This is a genomic window from Streptomyces goshikiensis, assembly GCF_014650555.1.
GTDB classification, from domain to species: domain Bacteria; phylum Actinomycetota; class Actinomycetes; order Streptomycetales; family Streptomycetaceae; genus Streptomyces; species Streptomyces goshikiensis.
Genome location: NZ_BMVE01000008.1, coordinates 1 through 15,291 on the forward strand (window position 1 = coordinate 1; position 15,291 = coordinate 15,291).

Consider the following 15,291-nt stretch of genomic DNA (forward strand, 5'->3'; position numbering starts at 1 on the left):
GCGTACGCCTTCGTCGTCACCTCGCCCGCGATGTGCACGAGACCGGTGGTGATGAGGGTCTCCACGGCCACGCGAGAGGTGGGGTCCTCGGTGAGGAGCGCGTCGAGGATCGTGTCGCTGATCTGGTCAGCGATCTTGTCGGGGTGGCCCTCGGTCACGGACTCCGAGGTGAACAGGCGGCGGGACACATCGCTCCCTGGGGTTGCAGCGGCTGCTGGCTGATCATTTGGCGGAACCACATCGGAGGCTGCGCCCGATCACGTTCCGGGTGCAGTTTATCGGTCCGCACCGTTTGCCGGACCACCCGTCTCGCCTTGTGGGAGACGTGTGACCTGCGGCACTCCATTCTGACGCACGGAATTGCCGGGGAGAAGGGCGCCACTCAGGCGGTTCGGCGGGCGAGTCGCGCGGCGACCCGATCCCAAATGGCGTCCGCCAGGGCTTCCTTCGGACCATGGGCGACCGGCGTCTCGGTCCCGTCGGATGCCAGGATGACCGCTTCGTTCTCCTCGGAACCGAAGGTCTTGGTCTCGCCGACCTCATTGACCACGAGAAGATCACATCCCTTGCGGGCGAGTTTGGTCCGCCCGTTCGCCAGGACGTCGTCCGTCTCGGCGGCGAATCCGACGACGATCTGGCCCTCCCTCGCCCGTTCGGCCGAGATCTCCGCAAGGATGTCCGGATTTCTCACAAGGTTCACCGGGGCCGGCTCCTGGCCGTCCTTCTTCTTGATCTTGCCGTCGGCGTAGACGGCGGGCCGGAAGTCGGCCACGGCCGCCGCCATCACCACGGCGTCCGCGTCGCCGGCCGCCCCCAGCACCGCCTCCCGCAGCTGGAGGGCCGTCCCCACCCGTACGACGTCCACCCCGGCGGGGTCGGGCAGCGCGGTGTTGGCTGCCACCAGCGTGACCCGGGCGCCGCGGGCGGCGGCGGTGCGGGCCAGGGCGTAGCCCTGCTTGCCGGAGGAGCGGTTGCCGAGGAAGCGGACGGGGTCGAGCGGCTCCCGGGTGCCGCCCGCGCTGATCACGACGTGGCGGCCGGCCAGGTCGGGCCCGGCCGCGCCGCGCGCGAGGACCCTGCGGCAGACCTCGTAGATCTCCTCGGGGTCGGGCAGCCGCCCCTTGCCGGTGTCCTTGCCGGTCAGCCGGCCGACGGCGGGCTCGATGACGACGGCGCCCCGGCGGCGCAGCGTGGCCACGTTCTCCTGGGTGGCGGGATGCTCCCACATCTCGGTGTGCATCGCGGGCGCGAAGACCACCGGGCAGCGGGCGGTGAGCAGGGTGTTGGTGAGGAGGTCGTCGGCCAGTCCGTGGGCGGCCTTGGCCAGCATGTCGGCGGTGGCCGGGGCGACGACGACGAGGTCGGCGCCCTGCCCGATGCGGACGTGCGGGACCTCGTGGACGGTCTCCCACACCTGGGTGCCGGCCGGGTTCCCGGACAGCGCGGCCCAGGTGGCCTCGCCCACGAAGTTCAGGGACGCCGCCGTGGGGACCACCCGTACCTCGTGCCCGGACTCGGTGAGCCGGCGCAGCAGCTCGCACGCCTTGTAGGCGGCGATGCCGCCGCTGACTCCGAGCACGACCTTCGGCTTACCCACCGCACACGCCCTCTCTCACTGATCGTCGTACGTGTCTATGACACACCACAGGCCCGGCAGATGTTCTGCCGGGCCTGTGGTGAAAGGATTTCTCGGTGCCTTACTGGGCCGGGGCCTCGATGGCCTCGGAGGTCAGCAGACCCGCGTTGATCTCGCGCAGCGCGATCGAGAGCGGCTTCTCGTGGACGTGGGTGTCCACCAGCGGGCCGACGTACTCAAGCAGGCCCTCACCGAGCTGCGAGTAGTACGCGTTGATCTGACGCGCACGCTTGGCCGCGTAGATCACGAGGCTGTACTTCGAGTCCGTGGCCTCGAGCAGCTCGTCGATCGGCGGGTTGATGATGCCCTCGGGCGCGGTGATGGAAGAGGACACGCTCTACCTTCCGAAGAATGGGTGAATGATCAAGCATTGACCGAAATGAACAACGATCAACGATCAGACAACTTCCATCAAGGCTAGCAGCTCGCGCGCCACGTCCTCGACGGAGGTGTTGACCAGGGTGGTGTCGAACTCGGACTCGGCAGCGAGTTCGACCTTGGCGGACTCCAGACGGCGCTGGATGACCTCCGGTGATTCGGTGCCCCGGCCGGTGAGCCGGCGGACCAGCTCGTCCCAGCTCGGCGGCGCCAGGAAGACGAGCTGGGCCTCGGGCATCGACTCGCGGACGAGCCGGGCGCCCTGGAGGTCGATCTCCAGCAGGACCGGCTCGCCGTTGTCCAGGCGCTCCAGCACCGCGCCGCGCGGAGTGCCGTAGCGGTTGCCCGCGAACTCGGCCCACTCCAGCAGCTCGCCGTTGGCGATCAGCTTGTCGAACTCGTCGTCGTTGACGAAGAAGTAGTGGACTCCGTGTCGCTCACCGGGCCGCGGCTTGCGGGTGGTGGCCGACACCGAGAGCCATACCTCCGGGTGGACCTTGCGCATATGCGCGACGACCGTGCTCTTGCCGACACCCGAAGGGCCGGAGAGCACGGTCAGCCGCGGACGAACCTCTGCTGCCATAGAGCGATTATCCAGCTTCTCGGGACTGCCTGAGAACGCCGGGAGAACTTCAGGCGACGCGTCAGCCGGCGGGAGTGCCGAACTCACGCTCCAGAGAGGCGATCTGATTGGAGCCGAGACCTCGGACACGCCGGGATTCGGAGATGCCGAGGCGCTCCATGATCTGCTTGGCGCGGACCTTGCCCACGCCGGGCAGAGACTCCAGCAGGGCGGAGACCTTCATCTTGCCGATGACGTCGTTCTCCTGGCCCGTCTTGATGACCTCTTGGAGCGAAGCGCCGGAGTGCTTGAGTCGATTCTTCACCTCGGCCCGCTCCCGGCGAGCCGCGGCGGCCTTTTCGAGCGCGGCTGCGCGCTGTTCAGGGGTAAGGGGCGGAAGAGCCACGCCTACGTCACCTCGGATGTCGAACTGTCGGATACGGACCGGTGGGGAGCCCGAAGGCACCACACCGGGCGAGCCCCCGAACAGCGCCGATAATCGCTCGCTGCTCGTTCACTCTGCTCGGAGACTAGCGTCCAAGGCCGCTCCAGTCAGCGAGAACGGACGAAAAGTCCTGGTCAGCCTCCACTGAACCGTACATCACGGACAAATCACCCCGGTTTTGTCCGGTGAAAGACGTTCGAATTTCGTCAAGAGGTGCGACACGCTCCTCCGGAGAGGCCTCCGGAGGCTCCTCCGGAGGAGCGGATCGGCACTCCGATCAGGCCGAAACGGCCTTGCGGATCTCCTCGGCGAAGCCGGCGGCCGACGCGCGGAGCGCGGCCGCGTCCGGACCGTGCTTCAGGACGCCCCGCGAGACGTTCGGGACGACGTTGCGCACGGCCGCGCCGAAGACCGCCGGCAGATCGGCCGCAGTGGCGCCCTGGGCGCCGATGCCGGGGGCCAGCAGCGGGCCGTTGATGTCCAGGTCGAAGGAGGACAGGTCGCCGAGCGTGGCGCCGACCACGGCCCCGAAGGAGCCCATCGGAACGGCGCCCTCGTTCTCCGCCGCGAGGTGCGCCAGCATCGTCGCGCCGATCGAGCGTCCGTCCTCCCGTACGGCGCGCTGGACCTCGGCGCCCTCCGGGTTGGAGGTGAGGGCGAGGACGAACAGGCCCGCGCCGGACTCGCGCGCCAGCTCCACGGCCGGGGCGAGCGAGCCGTAGCCCAGGTACGGGGAGACCGTCAGGGCGTCCGAGAACAGCGGCGAGGAGGGCGACAGGAACGTCTCGGCGTACGCGGCCATGGTCGAGCCGATGTCGCCGCGCTTGGCGTCCATCACGACGAGCGCGCCCGCCGCGCGGGCGTCGGCGACGGTCCGCTCCAGCACGGCGATGCCGCGCGATCCGAACCGCTCGAAGAAGGCGGCCTGTGGCTTGAACACCGCGACCTCCTGCGCCAGGGCCTCGACGACCGTGCGGGAGAAGGCCTCCAGCCCCGCGATGTCGTCGCTGAGGCCCCAGGAGGCCAGCAGGGCCGCGTGCGGGTCGATGCCCACGCAGAGCGGGCCACGGGAGTCCATCGCCTCGCGGAGGCGGGTGCCGAACGGGGTCACGGTCACTGCGCGGCCTTTCGGGTCTCGGCGCCCACCGCTTCGGCGAGGGTCGCGTACGGGCTGTCGGCCAGGCGCGCGGCCAGGCCCTTGTGGATCGCGCGGGCGTAGAACGGGCCCTCGTAGATGAAGGCGCTGTAGCCCTGGACCAGGCTCGCGCCGGCCAGGATCCGCTGCCAGGCGTCCTCGGCGTTCTCGACGCCCCCGACGCCCACGAGGACCAGGCGGTCCCCCACGCGGGCGTACAGGCGCCTCAGGACCTCCAGGGAGCGCTCCTTGACCGGCGCTCCGGAGAGCCCGCCGGTCTCCTTGACGAGCGAGGGGTCGGACTTCAGCCCCAGGCCCTCGCGGGCGATGGTGGTGTTGGTCGCGATGATGCCGTCCAGGCCCAGCTCCAGGGCGAGGTCCGCGACGGCGTCGACGTCCTCGTCGGCGAGGTCCGGCGCGATCTTGACGAGCAGCGGGACCCGGCGGTCCGTGACGGTGCGGTCGGCGGCCTCGCGGACGGCCGTCAGCAGCGGCCGCAGCGACTCGGTGGCCTGGAGGTTGCGCAGGCCCGGGGTGTTCGGCGAGGAGACGTTGACCACGAGGTAGTCGGCGTGGCGGGCCAGCCGCTCCGTGGAGGCGACGTAGTCCCCCACGGCCTCCTCCTCGGGCACGACCTTGGTCTTGCCGATGTTGACGCCCACGACCGTCTTGAAGACGGCCTTGCGGGCCGCCAGACGGGCCGCCACGGCCTCGGAACCCTCGTTGTTGAATCCCATGCGGTTGATCAGCGCGCGGTCCGGCACGAGCCGGAACAGCCGCTTCTTCGGGTTGCCCGGCTGGGCCTGCGCGGTGACCGTGCCGATCTCGACGTGGTCGAAGCCGAGCATCGCCATGCCGTCGATCGCGACGGCGTTCTTGTCGAAGCCGGCCGCGAGCCCGAAGGGGCCGTGCATCCGCAGCCCGAGGGCCTCGGTGCGCAGCTCCTCGTACCGGGGGGCGAGGGCCGCCGCCACGAAGGTGCGCAGCACGGGGGTGCGGGCCGCGCCGCGGATCCAGCGGAAGGCCGCGTAGTGGGCCCGCTCCGGGTCCATCCGCTTGAAGACCAGGTTGAAGAACAGTTCGTACATGTCGAGAAGATCCCTTGTGCGCTCATGACGAGGGGGACACCGACGCGCGTCGCGCGTCCGTGTCCCCCTCCTCGTACGGGCTGCTAGTCGCGGGCCGCGGTCAGGTGTTCCGCGTGCTCCTGGAGCGAGCGGACGCCCACGTCGCCGCGGTTGAGCGCGTCGATGCCCTGGACGGCGGCGGCGAGCGCCTGGACCGTGGTCAGGCAGGGGACGCTGCGCGCCACGGCCGCGGTACGGATCTCGTAGCCGTCGAGGCGGCCGCCGGTGCCGTACGGGGTGTTGACGATCAGGTCGACCTGGCCGTCGTGGATGAGCTGGACGATGGTCTTCTCGCCGTCGGGGCCCTCGCCCTCGCTGAGCTTGCGCACGACGGTGGCGTTGATGCCGTTGCGGCGCAGGACCTCGGCGGTGCCGGAGGTGGCCATCAGCTCGAAGCCGTGGGCGACGAGCTCGCGCGCCGGGAAGATCATCGAGCGCTTGTCGCGGTTGGCGACGGAGATGAACGCGCGGCCCTTGGTGGGCAGCGGGCCGTAGGCACCGGCCTGCGACTTGGCGTACGCCGTGCCGAAGACGGTGTCGATGCCCATGACCTCGCCGGTGGAGCGCATCTCCGGGCCGAGGACGGTGTCCACGCCGCGGCCCTGGATGTCGCGGAAGCGCGACCAGGGCATGACGGCTTCCTTGACGGAGATCGGCGCGTCGAGCGGCAGGGTGCCGCCGTCGCCGGTCTTGGGCAGCATGCCCTCTTCGCGCAGCTCGGCGATGGTGGTGCCGAGCGAGATGCGGGCGGCGGCCTTCGCGAGCGGGACAGCGGTCGCCTTCGAGGTGAAGGGGACCGTCCGGGAGGCGCGCGGGTTGGCCTCCAGGACGTAGAGGATGTCGCCCGCCATCGCGAACTGGATGTTGATCAGGCCGCGGACGCCGACGCCCTTGGCGATGGCCTCGGTGGAGGCGCGCAGGCGCTTGATGTCGTAGCCGCCGAGGGTGATCGGGGGCAGGGCGCAGGCGGAGTCGCCGGAGTGGATGCCGGCTTCCTCGATGTGCTCCATGACGCCGCCGAGGTAGAGCTCGGTGCCGTCGTAGAGGGCGTCGACGTCGATCTCGATCGCGTCGTCGAGGAAGCGGTCGACCAGCACGGGGCGGGTCGGGGAGATCTCGGTGGACTCCGCGATGTACGAGGACAGCCGGTCCTCGTCGTAGACGATCTCCATGCCGCGGCCGCCGAGCACGTACGAGGGGCGGACCAGGACCGGGTAGCCGATCTCGTCGGCGATGGCCTTGGCGCCCGCGAAGGTGGTGGCGGTGCCGTGCTTGGGGGCCGGCAGGCCGGCGTCGGCGAGGACCTGGCCGAAGGCGCCGCGGTCCTCGGCGGCGTGGATGGCCTCGGGCGAGGTGCCGACGACGGGGACGCCGTTGTCCTTGAGCGCCTGGGCGAGACCGAGGGGGGTCTGGCCGCCGAGCTGGACGACGACACCGGCGATGGGGCCGGCCAGCGACTCGGCGTGGACGATCTCCAGCACGTCTTCGAGCGTCAGCGGCTCGAAGTACAGGCGGTCGGAGGTGTCGTAGTCCGTCGAGACGGTCTCCGGGTTGCAGTTGACCATCACGGTCTCGTAGCCGGCGTCGCTGAGGGCGAAGGAGGCGTGGACGCAGGAGTAGTCGAACTCGATGCCCTGGCCGATGCGGTTCGGGCCGGAGCCCAGGATGATCACCGCGGGCTTGGTGCGGGGCGCGACCTCGGACTCCTCGTCGTACGAGGAGTAGAAGTACGGGGTCTTCGCGGCGAACTCGGCGGCGCAGGTGTCGACCGTCTTGTAGACCGGGCGGACGCCGAGGGCGTGGCGGACCTCGCGGACGACGTCCTCGCGCAGGCCGCGGATCTCGGCGATCTGGGCGTCGGAGAAGCCGTGCCGCTTGGCCTCGGCGAGGAGCTCGGGGTCGAGCTTCTCGGCGGCGGCGAGCTCGTCGGCGATCTCCTTGATCAGGAAGAGCTGGTCGACGAACCAGGGGTCGATCTTCGTGTACTCGAAGACCTCTTCCTGGGTGGCGCCGGCGCGGATGGCCTGCATGACGGTGTTGATGCGGCCGTCGGTCGGGCGGACCGCGGTGGCCAGCAGCTCGGCCTTGTCCCCGGGGTCTCCGACGAAGGTGAACTGCGAGCCCTTCTTCTCCAGGGACCGCAGGGCCTTCTGGAGGGCCTCGGTGAAGTTGCGGCCGATGGCCATGGCCTCGCCCACGGACTTCATCGTGGTGGTGAGGGTGGCGTCGGCCAGCGGGAACTTCTCGAAGGCGAAGCGCGGGGCCTTGACGACGACGTAGTCGAGGGACGGCTCGAAGGAGGCCGGCGTCTTCTCGGTGATGTCGTTGGGGACCTCGTCGAGGGTGTAGCCGATGGCCAGCTTGGCGGCGATCTTGGCGATCGGGAAGCCGGTGGCCTTCGAGGCGAGCGCCGAGGAGCGCGAGACGCGCGGGTTCATCTCGATGACGATGACGCGGCCGTCGGCCGGATCGATCGCGAACTGGATGTTGCAGCCGCCGGTGTCGACGCCGACCTCGCGGATGATCGCGATGCCGATGTCGCGCAGCCGCTGGTACTCGCGGTCGGTGAGCGTCATGGCCGGGGCGACGGTGATGGAGTCACCGGTGTGGACGCCCATCGGGTCGAAGTTCTCGATGGAACAGACGACGACGACGTTGTCCTTGGTGTCGCGCATCAGCTCCAGCTCGTACTCCTTCCAGCCGAGGATGGACTCCTCCAGGAGCACCTCGGTGGTCGGGGAGAGCGTGAGGCCCTGGCCGGCGATGCGGCGCAGCTCTTCCTCGTCGTGGGCGAAGCCGGAGCCGGCGCCGCCCATGGTGAAGGAGGGGCGCACGACGACGGGGTAGCCGCCGAGGGTGTCGACGCCCTTGATGACGTCGTCCATCGTGTGGCAGATGACCGAGCGGGCGGACTCGCCGTAGCCGATCTTGGCCTTGACGGCCTCGACGACGCCCTTGAAGAGGTCGCGGTCCTCGCCCTTGTTGATGGCCTCGACGTTGGCGCCGATGAGCTCGACGCCGTACTTCTCCAGCACGCCCTGCTCGTGCATGGAGATGGCGGTGTTGAGCGCGGTCTGGCCGCCGAGGGTGGGGAGCAGCGCGTCGGGGCGCTCCTTCGCGATGATCTTCTCGACGAACTCGGGGGTGATCGGCTCGACGTACGTGGCGTCGGCGATCTCCGGGTCGGTCATGATCGTCGCGGGGTTGGAGTTGACCAGGATGACCCGCAGGCCCTCGGCCTTGAGGATGCGGCAGGCCTGGGTGCCGGAGTAGTCGAACTCCGCGGCCTGGCCGATGACGATCGGGCCGGAGCCGATGACCAGGACGGACTGGATATCGGTGCGCTTAGGCACGCTCGGCCTCCATCAGATTCACGAAACGGTCGAAGAGGTACGCGGCGTCGTGCGGGCCGGCGGCCGCCTCGGGGTGGTACTGGACGGAGAAGGCCGGCTGGTCGAGCAGCTGGAGGCCTTCGACGACCTGGTCGTTCAGGCAGACGTGGGAGACCTCGGCGCGCCCGTAGGCGGTGTCCGAGACCTTGTCGAGGGGCGCGTCGACGGCGAAGCCGTGGTTGTGCGCGGTGATCTCGACCTTGCCGGTGGTGCGGTCCTGCACCGGCTGGTTGATGCCGCGGTGGCCGTACTTCAGCTTGTACGTGCCGAAGCCGAGCGCGCGGCCCAGGATCTGGTTGCCGAAGCAGATGCCGAAGAGCGGCGTCTTGCGGGCGAGGACGCCCTGCATGACGGCGACGGGGCCGTCGGCGGTGGCCGGGTCGCCCGGGCCGTTGGAGAAGAACACGCCGTCGGGGTTGACCGCGTACACGTCCTCGACGGTGGCGGTGGCGGGGAGCACGTGCACCTCGATGCCGCGCTCGGCCATCCGGTGCGGGGTCATGCCCTTGATGCCGAGGTCCACGGCGGCGACGGTGAAGCGCTTCTCGCCGATCGCGGGGACGACGTACGCCTCCTTGGTGGCGACCTCGGCGGAGAGGTTGGCGCCCTTCATCTGCGGGGCGCCCTGGACGCGGGCCAGCAGGGCCTCGTCCTCGGCGATCGCCGCGCCGGAGAAGATGCCGACGCGCATGGCGCCGCGCTCGCGCAGGTGGCGGGTCAGGGCGCGGGTGTCGACGCCGGAGATGCCGACGACGCCCTGCTTGACCAGCTCCTCGTCCAGCGAGCGCCGGGAGCGCCAGTTGGAGGGGACGCGCGCGGGGTCGCGCACGACGTAGCCGGAGACCCAGATGCGCGAGGACTCGGGGTCCTCGTCGTTGACCCCGGTGTTGCCCACGTGCGGGGCCGTCATGACGACGACCTGGCGGTGGTACGACGGGTCGGTCAGGGTCTCCTGGTAGCCGGTCATTCCGGTGGAGAACACGGCCTCGCCGAAGGTTTCCCCCACAGCGCCGTAGGCACGGCCTCGGAAGATCCGGCCGTCCTCCAGGACGAGTACGGCGGGAGCTTTGGCTGCTCCCCTGGTGGAGGTCGTCATCGTTCGGCGCCTTCCGTCGTGATGGATGAGTTCATGTGGTTGATCGCCTCGACCCAGGCGGCGTGCTCGGCCGCGCGGTCGGAGCGGAATCCGGAGTCGATCAGCTTGTCGCCGTGCGCCCATGTGACGACGAGCAGACCGCCCTCGGTGAGTACCTTGCCCGCGATTCCCTTGTCGAGGCGGGCGCCGCGCAGCTGCGCGGCCGGTACGAAGAAGTCGTTGGCCCCCGGACGGACCACGTCGAGGCCCGCGTCGGTGAGCGTGAGCTCGACCCGGCTGCGCAGGCCCAGACCGTGGGCGACGATCCGGTCGAGCCATTGCCCGGCGGTGGTGGACCCGTGGTACCGGCCGGTCAGGGCCAGCCGGTGCTCGGGAAGACCGCTCGGGGCGGCGGGCAGCTCCGGCAGATCGCTCTGCAGGGCGCCGCGCCATTTCCAGCCCTGCCGCATCAGCCAGTACACGAACGCGATGAAGACGAGCAGACCGACGACCCACGAGATGCGGGCGCCCCAGTCCGTCACCTCCGCCGACTGTCGTTCGGCGGCCTCGGCGGCCAGTTGGATTACTGCAGGTGTCACGCCAGCGTCCCGTCCACGACCGTTGCCCGGCCCCGCAGGAAGGTGTGAGTGACGCGTCCCGGCAGCTCGCGGCCCTCGTAGGGCGTGTTGCGGCTGCGGGAAGCGAACTGTGCGGGGTCCACGACACCACGGTACGAGGTGTCGACCAGGGTCAGGTTCGCGGGTTCACCCACCGAGACGGGGCGGCCGTGGTTGTCCAGGCCGCCGATCCGGGCCGGGGCGAAGGACATCCGCTCGGCGACGCCCGCCCAGTCGAGCAGTCCGGTCTCGACCATCGTCTGCTGGACGACGGAGAGCGCGGTCTCCAGGCCCACCATGCCCATGGCGGCCGCGGCCCACTCGCAGTCCTTGTCCTCGTGCGGGTGCGGGGCGTGGTCGGTGGCGACGATGTCGATGGTGCCGTCGGCGAGCGCCTCGCGCAGGGCCGTCACGTCGCGCTCGGTGCGCAGCGGCGGGTTGACCTTGTACACCGCGTTGTACGAGCGGACGAGCTCGTCGGTGAGGAGGAGGTGGTGCGGGGTGACCTCGGCGGTGACGTCGATGCCGCGGGACTTGGCCCAGCGGACGATCTCGACGGAGCCGGCGGTGGAGAGGTGGCAGATGTGCACGCGGGAGCCGACGTGCTCGGCGAGGAGCACGTCGCGGGCGATGATCGACTCCTCGGCCACGGCGGGCCAGCCGCCGAGGCCGAGCTCGGCGGAGACGATGCCCTCGTTCATCTGGGCGCCCTCGGTGAGGCGGGGCTCCTGGGCGTGCTGGGCGACGACGCCGCCGAAGGCCTTCACGTATTCCAGGGCGCGGCGCATGATCACGGCGTCGTCGACGCACTTGCCGTCGTCGGAGAAGACGGTGACGCGGGCGGCGGACTCGTGCATCGCGCCGAGTTCGGAGAGCTGCTTGCCCTCCAGACCGACGGTGACGGCGCCGATGGGCTGGACGTCGCAGTAGCCGGATTCCTTGCCGAGGCGCCAGACCTGCTCGACGACGCCGGCGGTGTCGGCGACCGGGAAGGTGTTCGCCATGGCGAAGACGGCGGTGTAGCCGCCGGAGGCGGCGGCGCGGGTGCCGGTCAGGACGGTCTCGGAGTCCTCGCGGCCGGGCTCGCGCAGGTGGGTGTGCAGGTCGACGAGACCGGGGAGGAGCGTCTGGCCGGCGGCCTCGATGACGGTCGCGCCCTCGGCGTCCAGGCCCGTGCCCACGGCGGCGATGGTCTCGCCGTCGATCAGGACGTCCTGCGCTTCGCCGCCGAGTACCTTCGCGCCACGGATCAGGATCTTGCTCATGGTTACTTGCTCTCCTCGGTGCGCGCGGCGGCGGGGGTGGTGGTGACGGCGGGCTCGGAGCCTCCGAGCAGCAGGTACAGGACGGCCATCCGGGTGGAGACGCCGTTGGCGACCTGCTCGACGGCCGTGCAGCGGTCGGAGTCGGCGACCTCGGCGGTGATCTCCATGCCGCGGTTCATCGGGCCGGGGTGCATCACGATGGCGTGCTCGGGCATCTTCGCCATGCGGTCGCCGTCGAGCCCGTACCGGCGGGAGTACTCGCGCTCGGTCGGGAAGAAGGCGGCGTTCATGCGTTCGCGCTGCACACGCAGCATCATCACCGCATCGGACTTCGGCAGCACCTCGTCGAGGTTGTACGAGACCTCGCAGGGCCAGCTCTCGACGCCGATCGGGACCAGCGTGGGCGGGGCCACGACGGTGACCTCGGCGCCCAGGGTGTGCAGGAGCTGCACATTGGAGCGGGCCACCCGGCTGTGCAGGACGTCGCCGACGATGGTGATGCGGCGGCCGCCGAGGTCCTTGCCGAGGCCGGCGTCGCGGCCGACGAGGCGGCGGCGCATGGTGAAGGCGTCCAGCAGGGCCTGGGTGGGGTGCTCGTGGGTGCCGTCGCCGGCGTTGACGACGGCGGAGTCGATCCATCCGGAGGTCGCGAGCCGGTAGGGGGCGCCGGAGGCGTGGTGGCGGATGACGACCGCGTCGGCGCCCATGGCCTCCAGGGTCAGCGCGGTGTCCTTCAGGGATTCGCCCTTGGAAACGGAGGAGCCCTTGGCGGAGAAGTTGATGACGTCGGCGGAGAGCCGCTTGGCGGCCGCCTCGAAGGAGATCCGGGTGCGGGTCGAGTCCTCGAAGAAGAGGTTGACGACCGTGAGCCCGCGCAGGGTGGGCAGCTTCTTGATCGGCCGGTCCGCGACGCGGGCCATTTCCTCGGCGGTGTCGAGGATCAGGACGGCGTCGTCGCGGGTGAGGTCGGCGGCCGAGATGAGGTGGCGCTTCATCTGGATGGCTCCGTAAGTCGGGAGGGCAGGCTGAGGGTGCCCGGTACGGCGGGCAGGGCGGTGCTGGGCAGGCGTCGCCGCGGTCCCCGCGCGGGGGCCGGGCGCGCGGCGGGCTAGAGCCCTGCTGCCTGGACGGTCCGCTGGCCGAGCAGTACGGCGTCGCGGCCGTCCTCCTCCTGGAGCTGGACCTTCACGGTCTCCCGGAGCGAGGTCGGGAGGTTCTTGCCGACGTAGTCGGCGCGGATCGGCAGTTCGCGGTGGCCGCGGTCGACGAGGACAGCGAGCTGCACGGCGCGGGGGCGGCCGAGGTCGCCGAGCGCGTCGAGGGCGGCGCGGATGGTGCGGCCGGAGAAGAGCACGTCGTCGATGAGGACCACGAGGCGGCCGTCGATGTCGTCGCCGGGGATCTCGGTGCGGCCGATCGCGCGGGCGGGCTTCATGCGCAGGTCGTCGCGGTACATGGTGATGTCGAGGGAGCCGACGGGGATCTTGGTGCCGGTGATCTCTTCGAGCTTGGCGGCCAGCCGGCGGGCGAGGTAGACACCGCGGGTGGGAATGCCGAGGAGCACCACGTCGTCGGCGCCCTTGGCGCGTTCGACGATCTCGTGGGCGATGCGGGTGAGGACCCGCGCGATGTCCTGCGCTTCGAGTACGGGGCGCATGTCATCGGTGCTGTGCTGCTGGGTGTCCATGGATGGACCTCCTTCTCCGCCTCACGGGACGGACCTTAAAGGACGTCTGATGTACGCCGTCCACGGTAGCAGGGGCGATCGCGCGGCCCGCAAGGGGGTCGGCCGGGAACCCCTCTCGCGGGGCGATCAAGACCATTCGGCTTGACGCATCCAAGTAACGCTGCGTAACCTCACAGTGAGTTACCAGCCGCGCGGCTGAGCCGCATGCAGTCCATGTAGTCACAGCGTCACAGCGTCCGGGAGCGTTATGTCCAGCGAATACGCCAAACAGCTCGGGGCCAAGCTCCGCGCCATCCGCACCCAGCAGGGCCTTTCCCTCCACGGTGTCGAGGAGAAGTCCCAGGGCCGTTGGAAGGCCGTGGTGGTCGGTTCTTACGAGCGCGGGGACCGCGCCGTGACCGTCCAGCGCCTTGCCGAGCTGGCGGACTTCTACGGGGTTCCGGTGCAGGAGCTGCTGCCGGGTACGACCCCTGGCGGAGCGGCCGAGCCGCCGCCGAAGCTGCGCCTCGACCTGGAGCGCCTGGCGGGCGTCCCCGCCGAGAAGGCCGGCCCCCTCCAGCGTTATGCGGCCACGATCCAGAGCCAGCGCGGGGACTACAACGGCAAGGTGCTGTCGATCCGACAGGACGACCTGCGCACCCTGGCCGTGATCTACGACCAGTCGCCCTCGGTCCTGACCGAGCAGCTCATCAGCTGGGGCGTACTGGATGCGGACGCGCGCCGCGCCGTGGCCCACGAGGACATCTAGTCCCTGCGGCGGGACCAGCAGAAACGTTACCGGCGGGTGCCGGGAGGCCTGAGAGGGCTTCCCGGCACCCGCCGGTTTCTTTGTGGGCGGCGCGGGCCGGATGCCGGCTCCATACGGAAGGGCCCGCAGCGCGTGCGCTGCGGGCCCTTCCGTATGGCGTGGTACCGGTGACTGGCGGCGCGGTCAGCTCTCGCTGCGGCGCAGGCTCGGCTTCAGGTCCTTGAAACGGGCCAGCAGCCCGTTCACGAACGAGGGCGACTCGTCCGTCGAGAACTCCTTGGCCAGCTGGACGGCCTCGTCGATGGCCACGGCGTCCGGGGTGTCGTCCACCCAGATCAGCTCGTAGGCACCGAGGCGCACGATGTTCCGGTCCACGACCGGCATGCGGTCGAGGTCCCAGTCCACGGCGTACGTGATGATCAGATCATCGATGCGGTTCACCTTGTCGGCGTAACCCTCGACGAGATCCATCGTGAAGGCGCTGACCGGCGGCTGCCGGTCGTCCGACCGCGCGTGGCGGATCCAGTCCGCGAGGACGTCGCGCACGGGCACCCCGCGCTGGTCGGCCTCGAACAGGATCTGGAAAGCGCGCTTGCGCGCGTTGCTCCGGGCAGCCACGGTTAGCTGTTCACCCGGCCGAGGTAGTCGCTGGTGCGGGTGTCGACCTTGACCTTCTCGCCGGTGTTGACGAAGAGCGGGACCTGGATCTCGTGACCGGTCTCCAGCTTGGCCGGCTTCGTGCCACCGGTGGAGCGGTCGCCCTGGACGCCCGGGTCGGTGTGCTCGATGACGAGCTCGACGGCGGCCGGGAGCTCGACGTAGAGCACCTCGCCCTCGTGCTGGGCGACGGAGGCGGTGAAGCCCTCGATGAGGAAGTTGGCGGCGTCGCCGACAGCCTTCTTGCTGACCATCAGCTGGTCGAAGGTCTGCATGTCCATGAACACGAAGTACTCGCCGTCCATGTACGAGAACTGCATGTCACGGCGGTCGATGGTGGCCGTCTCGACCTTCGTGCCGGCGTTGAACGTCTTGTCGACGACCTTGCCGGAGAGCACGTGCTTGAGCTTGGTGCGCACGAAGGCCGGGCCCTTGCCGGGCTTGACGTGCTGGAACTCGACGACGGACCAGAGCTGGTCACCGTCGAGCTTGAGCACCATGCCGTTCTTGAGGTCGTTCGTGGAAGCCACGGTTGCGGAATCTCCTGCACTGGAAGACCACGGGTGC

Annotated in this window: 16 protein-coding genes; 1 reads left to right on the top strand and 15 read right to left on the bottom strand. The window is 70.0% G+C overall.

Features of this window, described 5'->3' with window-relative positions; all coding sequences use genetic code 11:
- The 13 genes from IE248_RS22525 to pyrR all read right to left on the bottom strand — a co-directional run.
- Positions 1-188 (bottom strand): S-adenosylmethionine synthetase N-terminal domain-containing protein (locus tag IE248_RS22525; protein WP_268254101.1); only part of this gene is annotated, 188 nt, incomplete at its 3' end.
- Between the two features lie 194 nt (positions 189-382).
- On the bottom strand, positions 383-1,597 hold the full coding sequence (gene coaBC / locus IE248_RS22530) for a bifunctional phosphopantothenoylcysteine decarboxylase/phosphopantothenate--cysteine ligase CoaBC (protein WP_190031546.1): 1,215 nt from the start codon (positions 1,595-1,597) through the stop codon (positions 383-385).
- Between the two features lie 100 nt (positions 1,598-1,697).
- A complete protein-coding gene (gene rpoZ, locus IE248_RS22535) occupies positions 1,698-1,970 on the bottom strand; it encodes a DNA-directed RNA polymerase subunit omega (protein WP_004948662.1) in 273 nt (90 codons plus the stop codon).
- Between the two features lie 63 nt (positions 1,971-2,033).
- Positions 2,034-2,597 carry a guanylate kinase gene (gmk, locus tag IE248_RS22540; protein ID WP_073778917.1) on the bottom strand — a complete coding sequence of 188 codons (564 nt, stop codon included), beginning with the start codon at positions 2,595-2,597 and terminating at the stop codon, positions 2,034-2,036.
- A 61-nt stretch (positions 2,598-2,658) separates the two neighbouring features.
- Positions 2,659-2,982: an integration host factor gene (locus IE248_RS22545; RefSeq protein WP_008740406.1), complete on the bottom strand. Its 324-nt coding sequence runs from the start codon at positions 2,980-2,982 to the stop codon at positions 2,659-2,661.
- 316 nt (positions 2,983-3,298) lie between these two features.
- Positions 3,299-4,138 (bottom strand): orotidine-5'-phosphate decarboxylase, encoded by an 840-nt coding sequence (gene pyrF / locus IE248_RS22550; RefSeq protein ID WP_037792320.1) that lies wholly within the window; start codon positions 4,136-4,138, stop codon positions 3,299-3,301.
- Positions 4,135-5,244: a quinone-dependent dihydroorotate dehydrogenase gene (locus IE248_RS22555; protein WP_037797215.1), complete on the bottom strand. Its 1,110-nt coding sequence runs from the start codon at positions 5,242-5,244 to the stop codon at positions 4,135-4,137. Before IE248_RS22555 ends, pyrF begins: the two co-directional genes overlap by 4 nt.
- Positions 5,245-5,327: 83 nt before the next feature.
- Entirely contained in the window at positions 5,328-8,636 is a 3,309-nt protein-coding gene (gene carB, locus IE248_RS22560; RefSeq protein WP_100582418.1) for a carbamoyl-phosphate synthase large subunit, read from the bottom strand.
- Entirely contained in the window at positions 8,629-9,771 is a 1,143-nt protein-coding gene (gene carA / locus IE248_RS22565) for a glutamine-hydrolyzing carbamoyl-phosphate synthase small subunit (RefSeq protein WP_008740411.1), read from the bottom strand. The genes carB and carA overlap by 8 nt, the downstream gene beginning before the upstream one ends.
- On the bottom strand, positions 9,768-10,349 hold the full coding sequence (locus IE248_RS22570; protein ID WP_073778923.1) for a PH-like domain-containing protein: 582 nt from the start codon (positions 10,347-10,349) through the stop codon (positions 9,768-9,770). The genes carA and IE248_RS22570 overlap by 4 nt, the downstream gene beginning before the upstream one ends.
- Positions 10,346-11,632 carry a dihydroorotase gene (locus IE248_RS22575; protein ID WP_008740413.1) on the bottom strand — a complete coding sequence of 429 codons (1,287 nt, stop codon included), beginning with the start codon at positions 11,630-11,632 and terminating at the stop codon, positions 10,346-10,348. The genes IE248_RS22570 and IE248_RS22575 overlap by 4 nt, the downstream gene beginning before the upstream one ends.
- Before the next feature lie 2 nt (positions 11,633-11,634).
- Complete coding sequence (locus IE248_RS22580; RefSeq protein WP_073795910.1) at positions 11,635-12,627, bottom strand: aspartate carbamoyltransferase catalytic subunit; 993 nt, start codon at positions 12,625-12,627, stop codon at positions 11,635-11,637.
- A 113-nt stretch (positions 12,628-12,740) separates the two neighbouring features.
- Entirely contained in the window at positions 12,741-13,319 is a 579-nt protein-coding gene (pyrR, locus tag IE248_RS22585; protein ID WP_008740415.1) for a bifunctional pyr operon transcriptional regulator/uracil phosphoribosyltransferase PyrR, read from the bottom strand.
- A gap of 247 nt (positions 13,320-13,566) precedes the next feature.
- Here pyrR and bldD point away from each other — a divergent pair, with 247 nt between their 5' ends.
- A complete protein-coding gene (gene bldD / locus IE248_RS22590) occupies positions 13,567-14,067 on the top strand; it encodes a transcriptional regulator BldD (RefSeq protein ID WP_007263032.1) in 501 nt (166 codons plus the stop codon).
- A gap of 183 nt (positions 14,068-14,250) precedes the next feature.
- On the opposite strand, the gene nusB is transcribed toward bldD, so the two are convergent.
- Both nusB and efp read right to left on the bottom strand, forming a co-directional pair.
- Positions 14,251-14,685: a transcription antitermination factor NusB gene (nusB, locus tag IE248_RS22595; protein ID WP_008740417.1), complete on the bottom strand. Its 435-nt coding sequence runs from the start codon at positions 14,683-14,685 to the stop codon at positions 14,251-14,253.
- 2 nt (positions 14,686-14,687) lie between these two features.
- Positions 14,688-15,254, bottom strand: coding sequence for an elongation factor P (gene efp, locus IE248_RS22600; RefSeq protein ID WP_008740420.1), 567 nt, complete (start codon positions 15,252-15,254; stop codon positions 14,688-14,690).
- Between the last annotated feature and the right edge of the window lie 37 nt (positions 15,255-15,291).

Coding starts and splice junctions, on each gene's coding strand:
- gmk (WP_073778917.1), bottom strand. CDS start 2,597: ATGGCAGCAGAGGTTCGTCCGCGGCTGACCGTGCTCTCCGGCCCTTCG.
- IE248_RS22555 (WP_037797215.1), bottom strand. CDS start 5,244: ATGTACGAACTGTTCTTCAACCTGGTCTTCAAGCGGATGGACCCGGAG.
- carA (WP_008740411.1), bottom strand. CDS start 9,771: ATGACGACCTCCACCAGGGGAGCAGCCAAAGCTCCCGCCGTACTCGTC.
- IE248_RS22575 (WP_008740413.1), bottom strand. CDS start 11,632: ATGAGCAAGATCCTGATCCGTGGCGCGAAGGTACTCGGCGGCGAAGCG.
- IE248_RS22580 (WP_073795910.1), bottom strand. CDS start 12,627: ATGAAGCGCCACCTCATCTCGGCCGCCGACCTCACCCGCGACGACGCC.
- pyrR (WP_008740415.1), bottom strand. CDS start 13,319: ATGGACACCCAGCAGCACAGCACCGATGACATGCGCCCCGTACTCGAA.
- bldD (WP_007263032.1), top strand. CDS start 13,567: ATGTCCAGCGAATACGCCAAACAGCTCGGGGCCAAGCTCCGCGCCATC.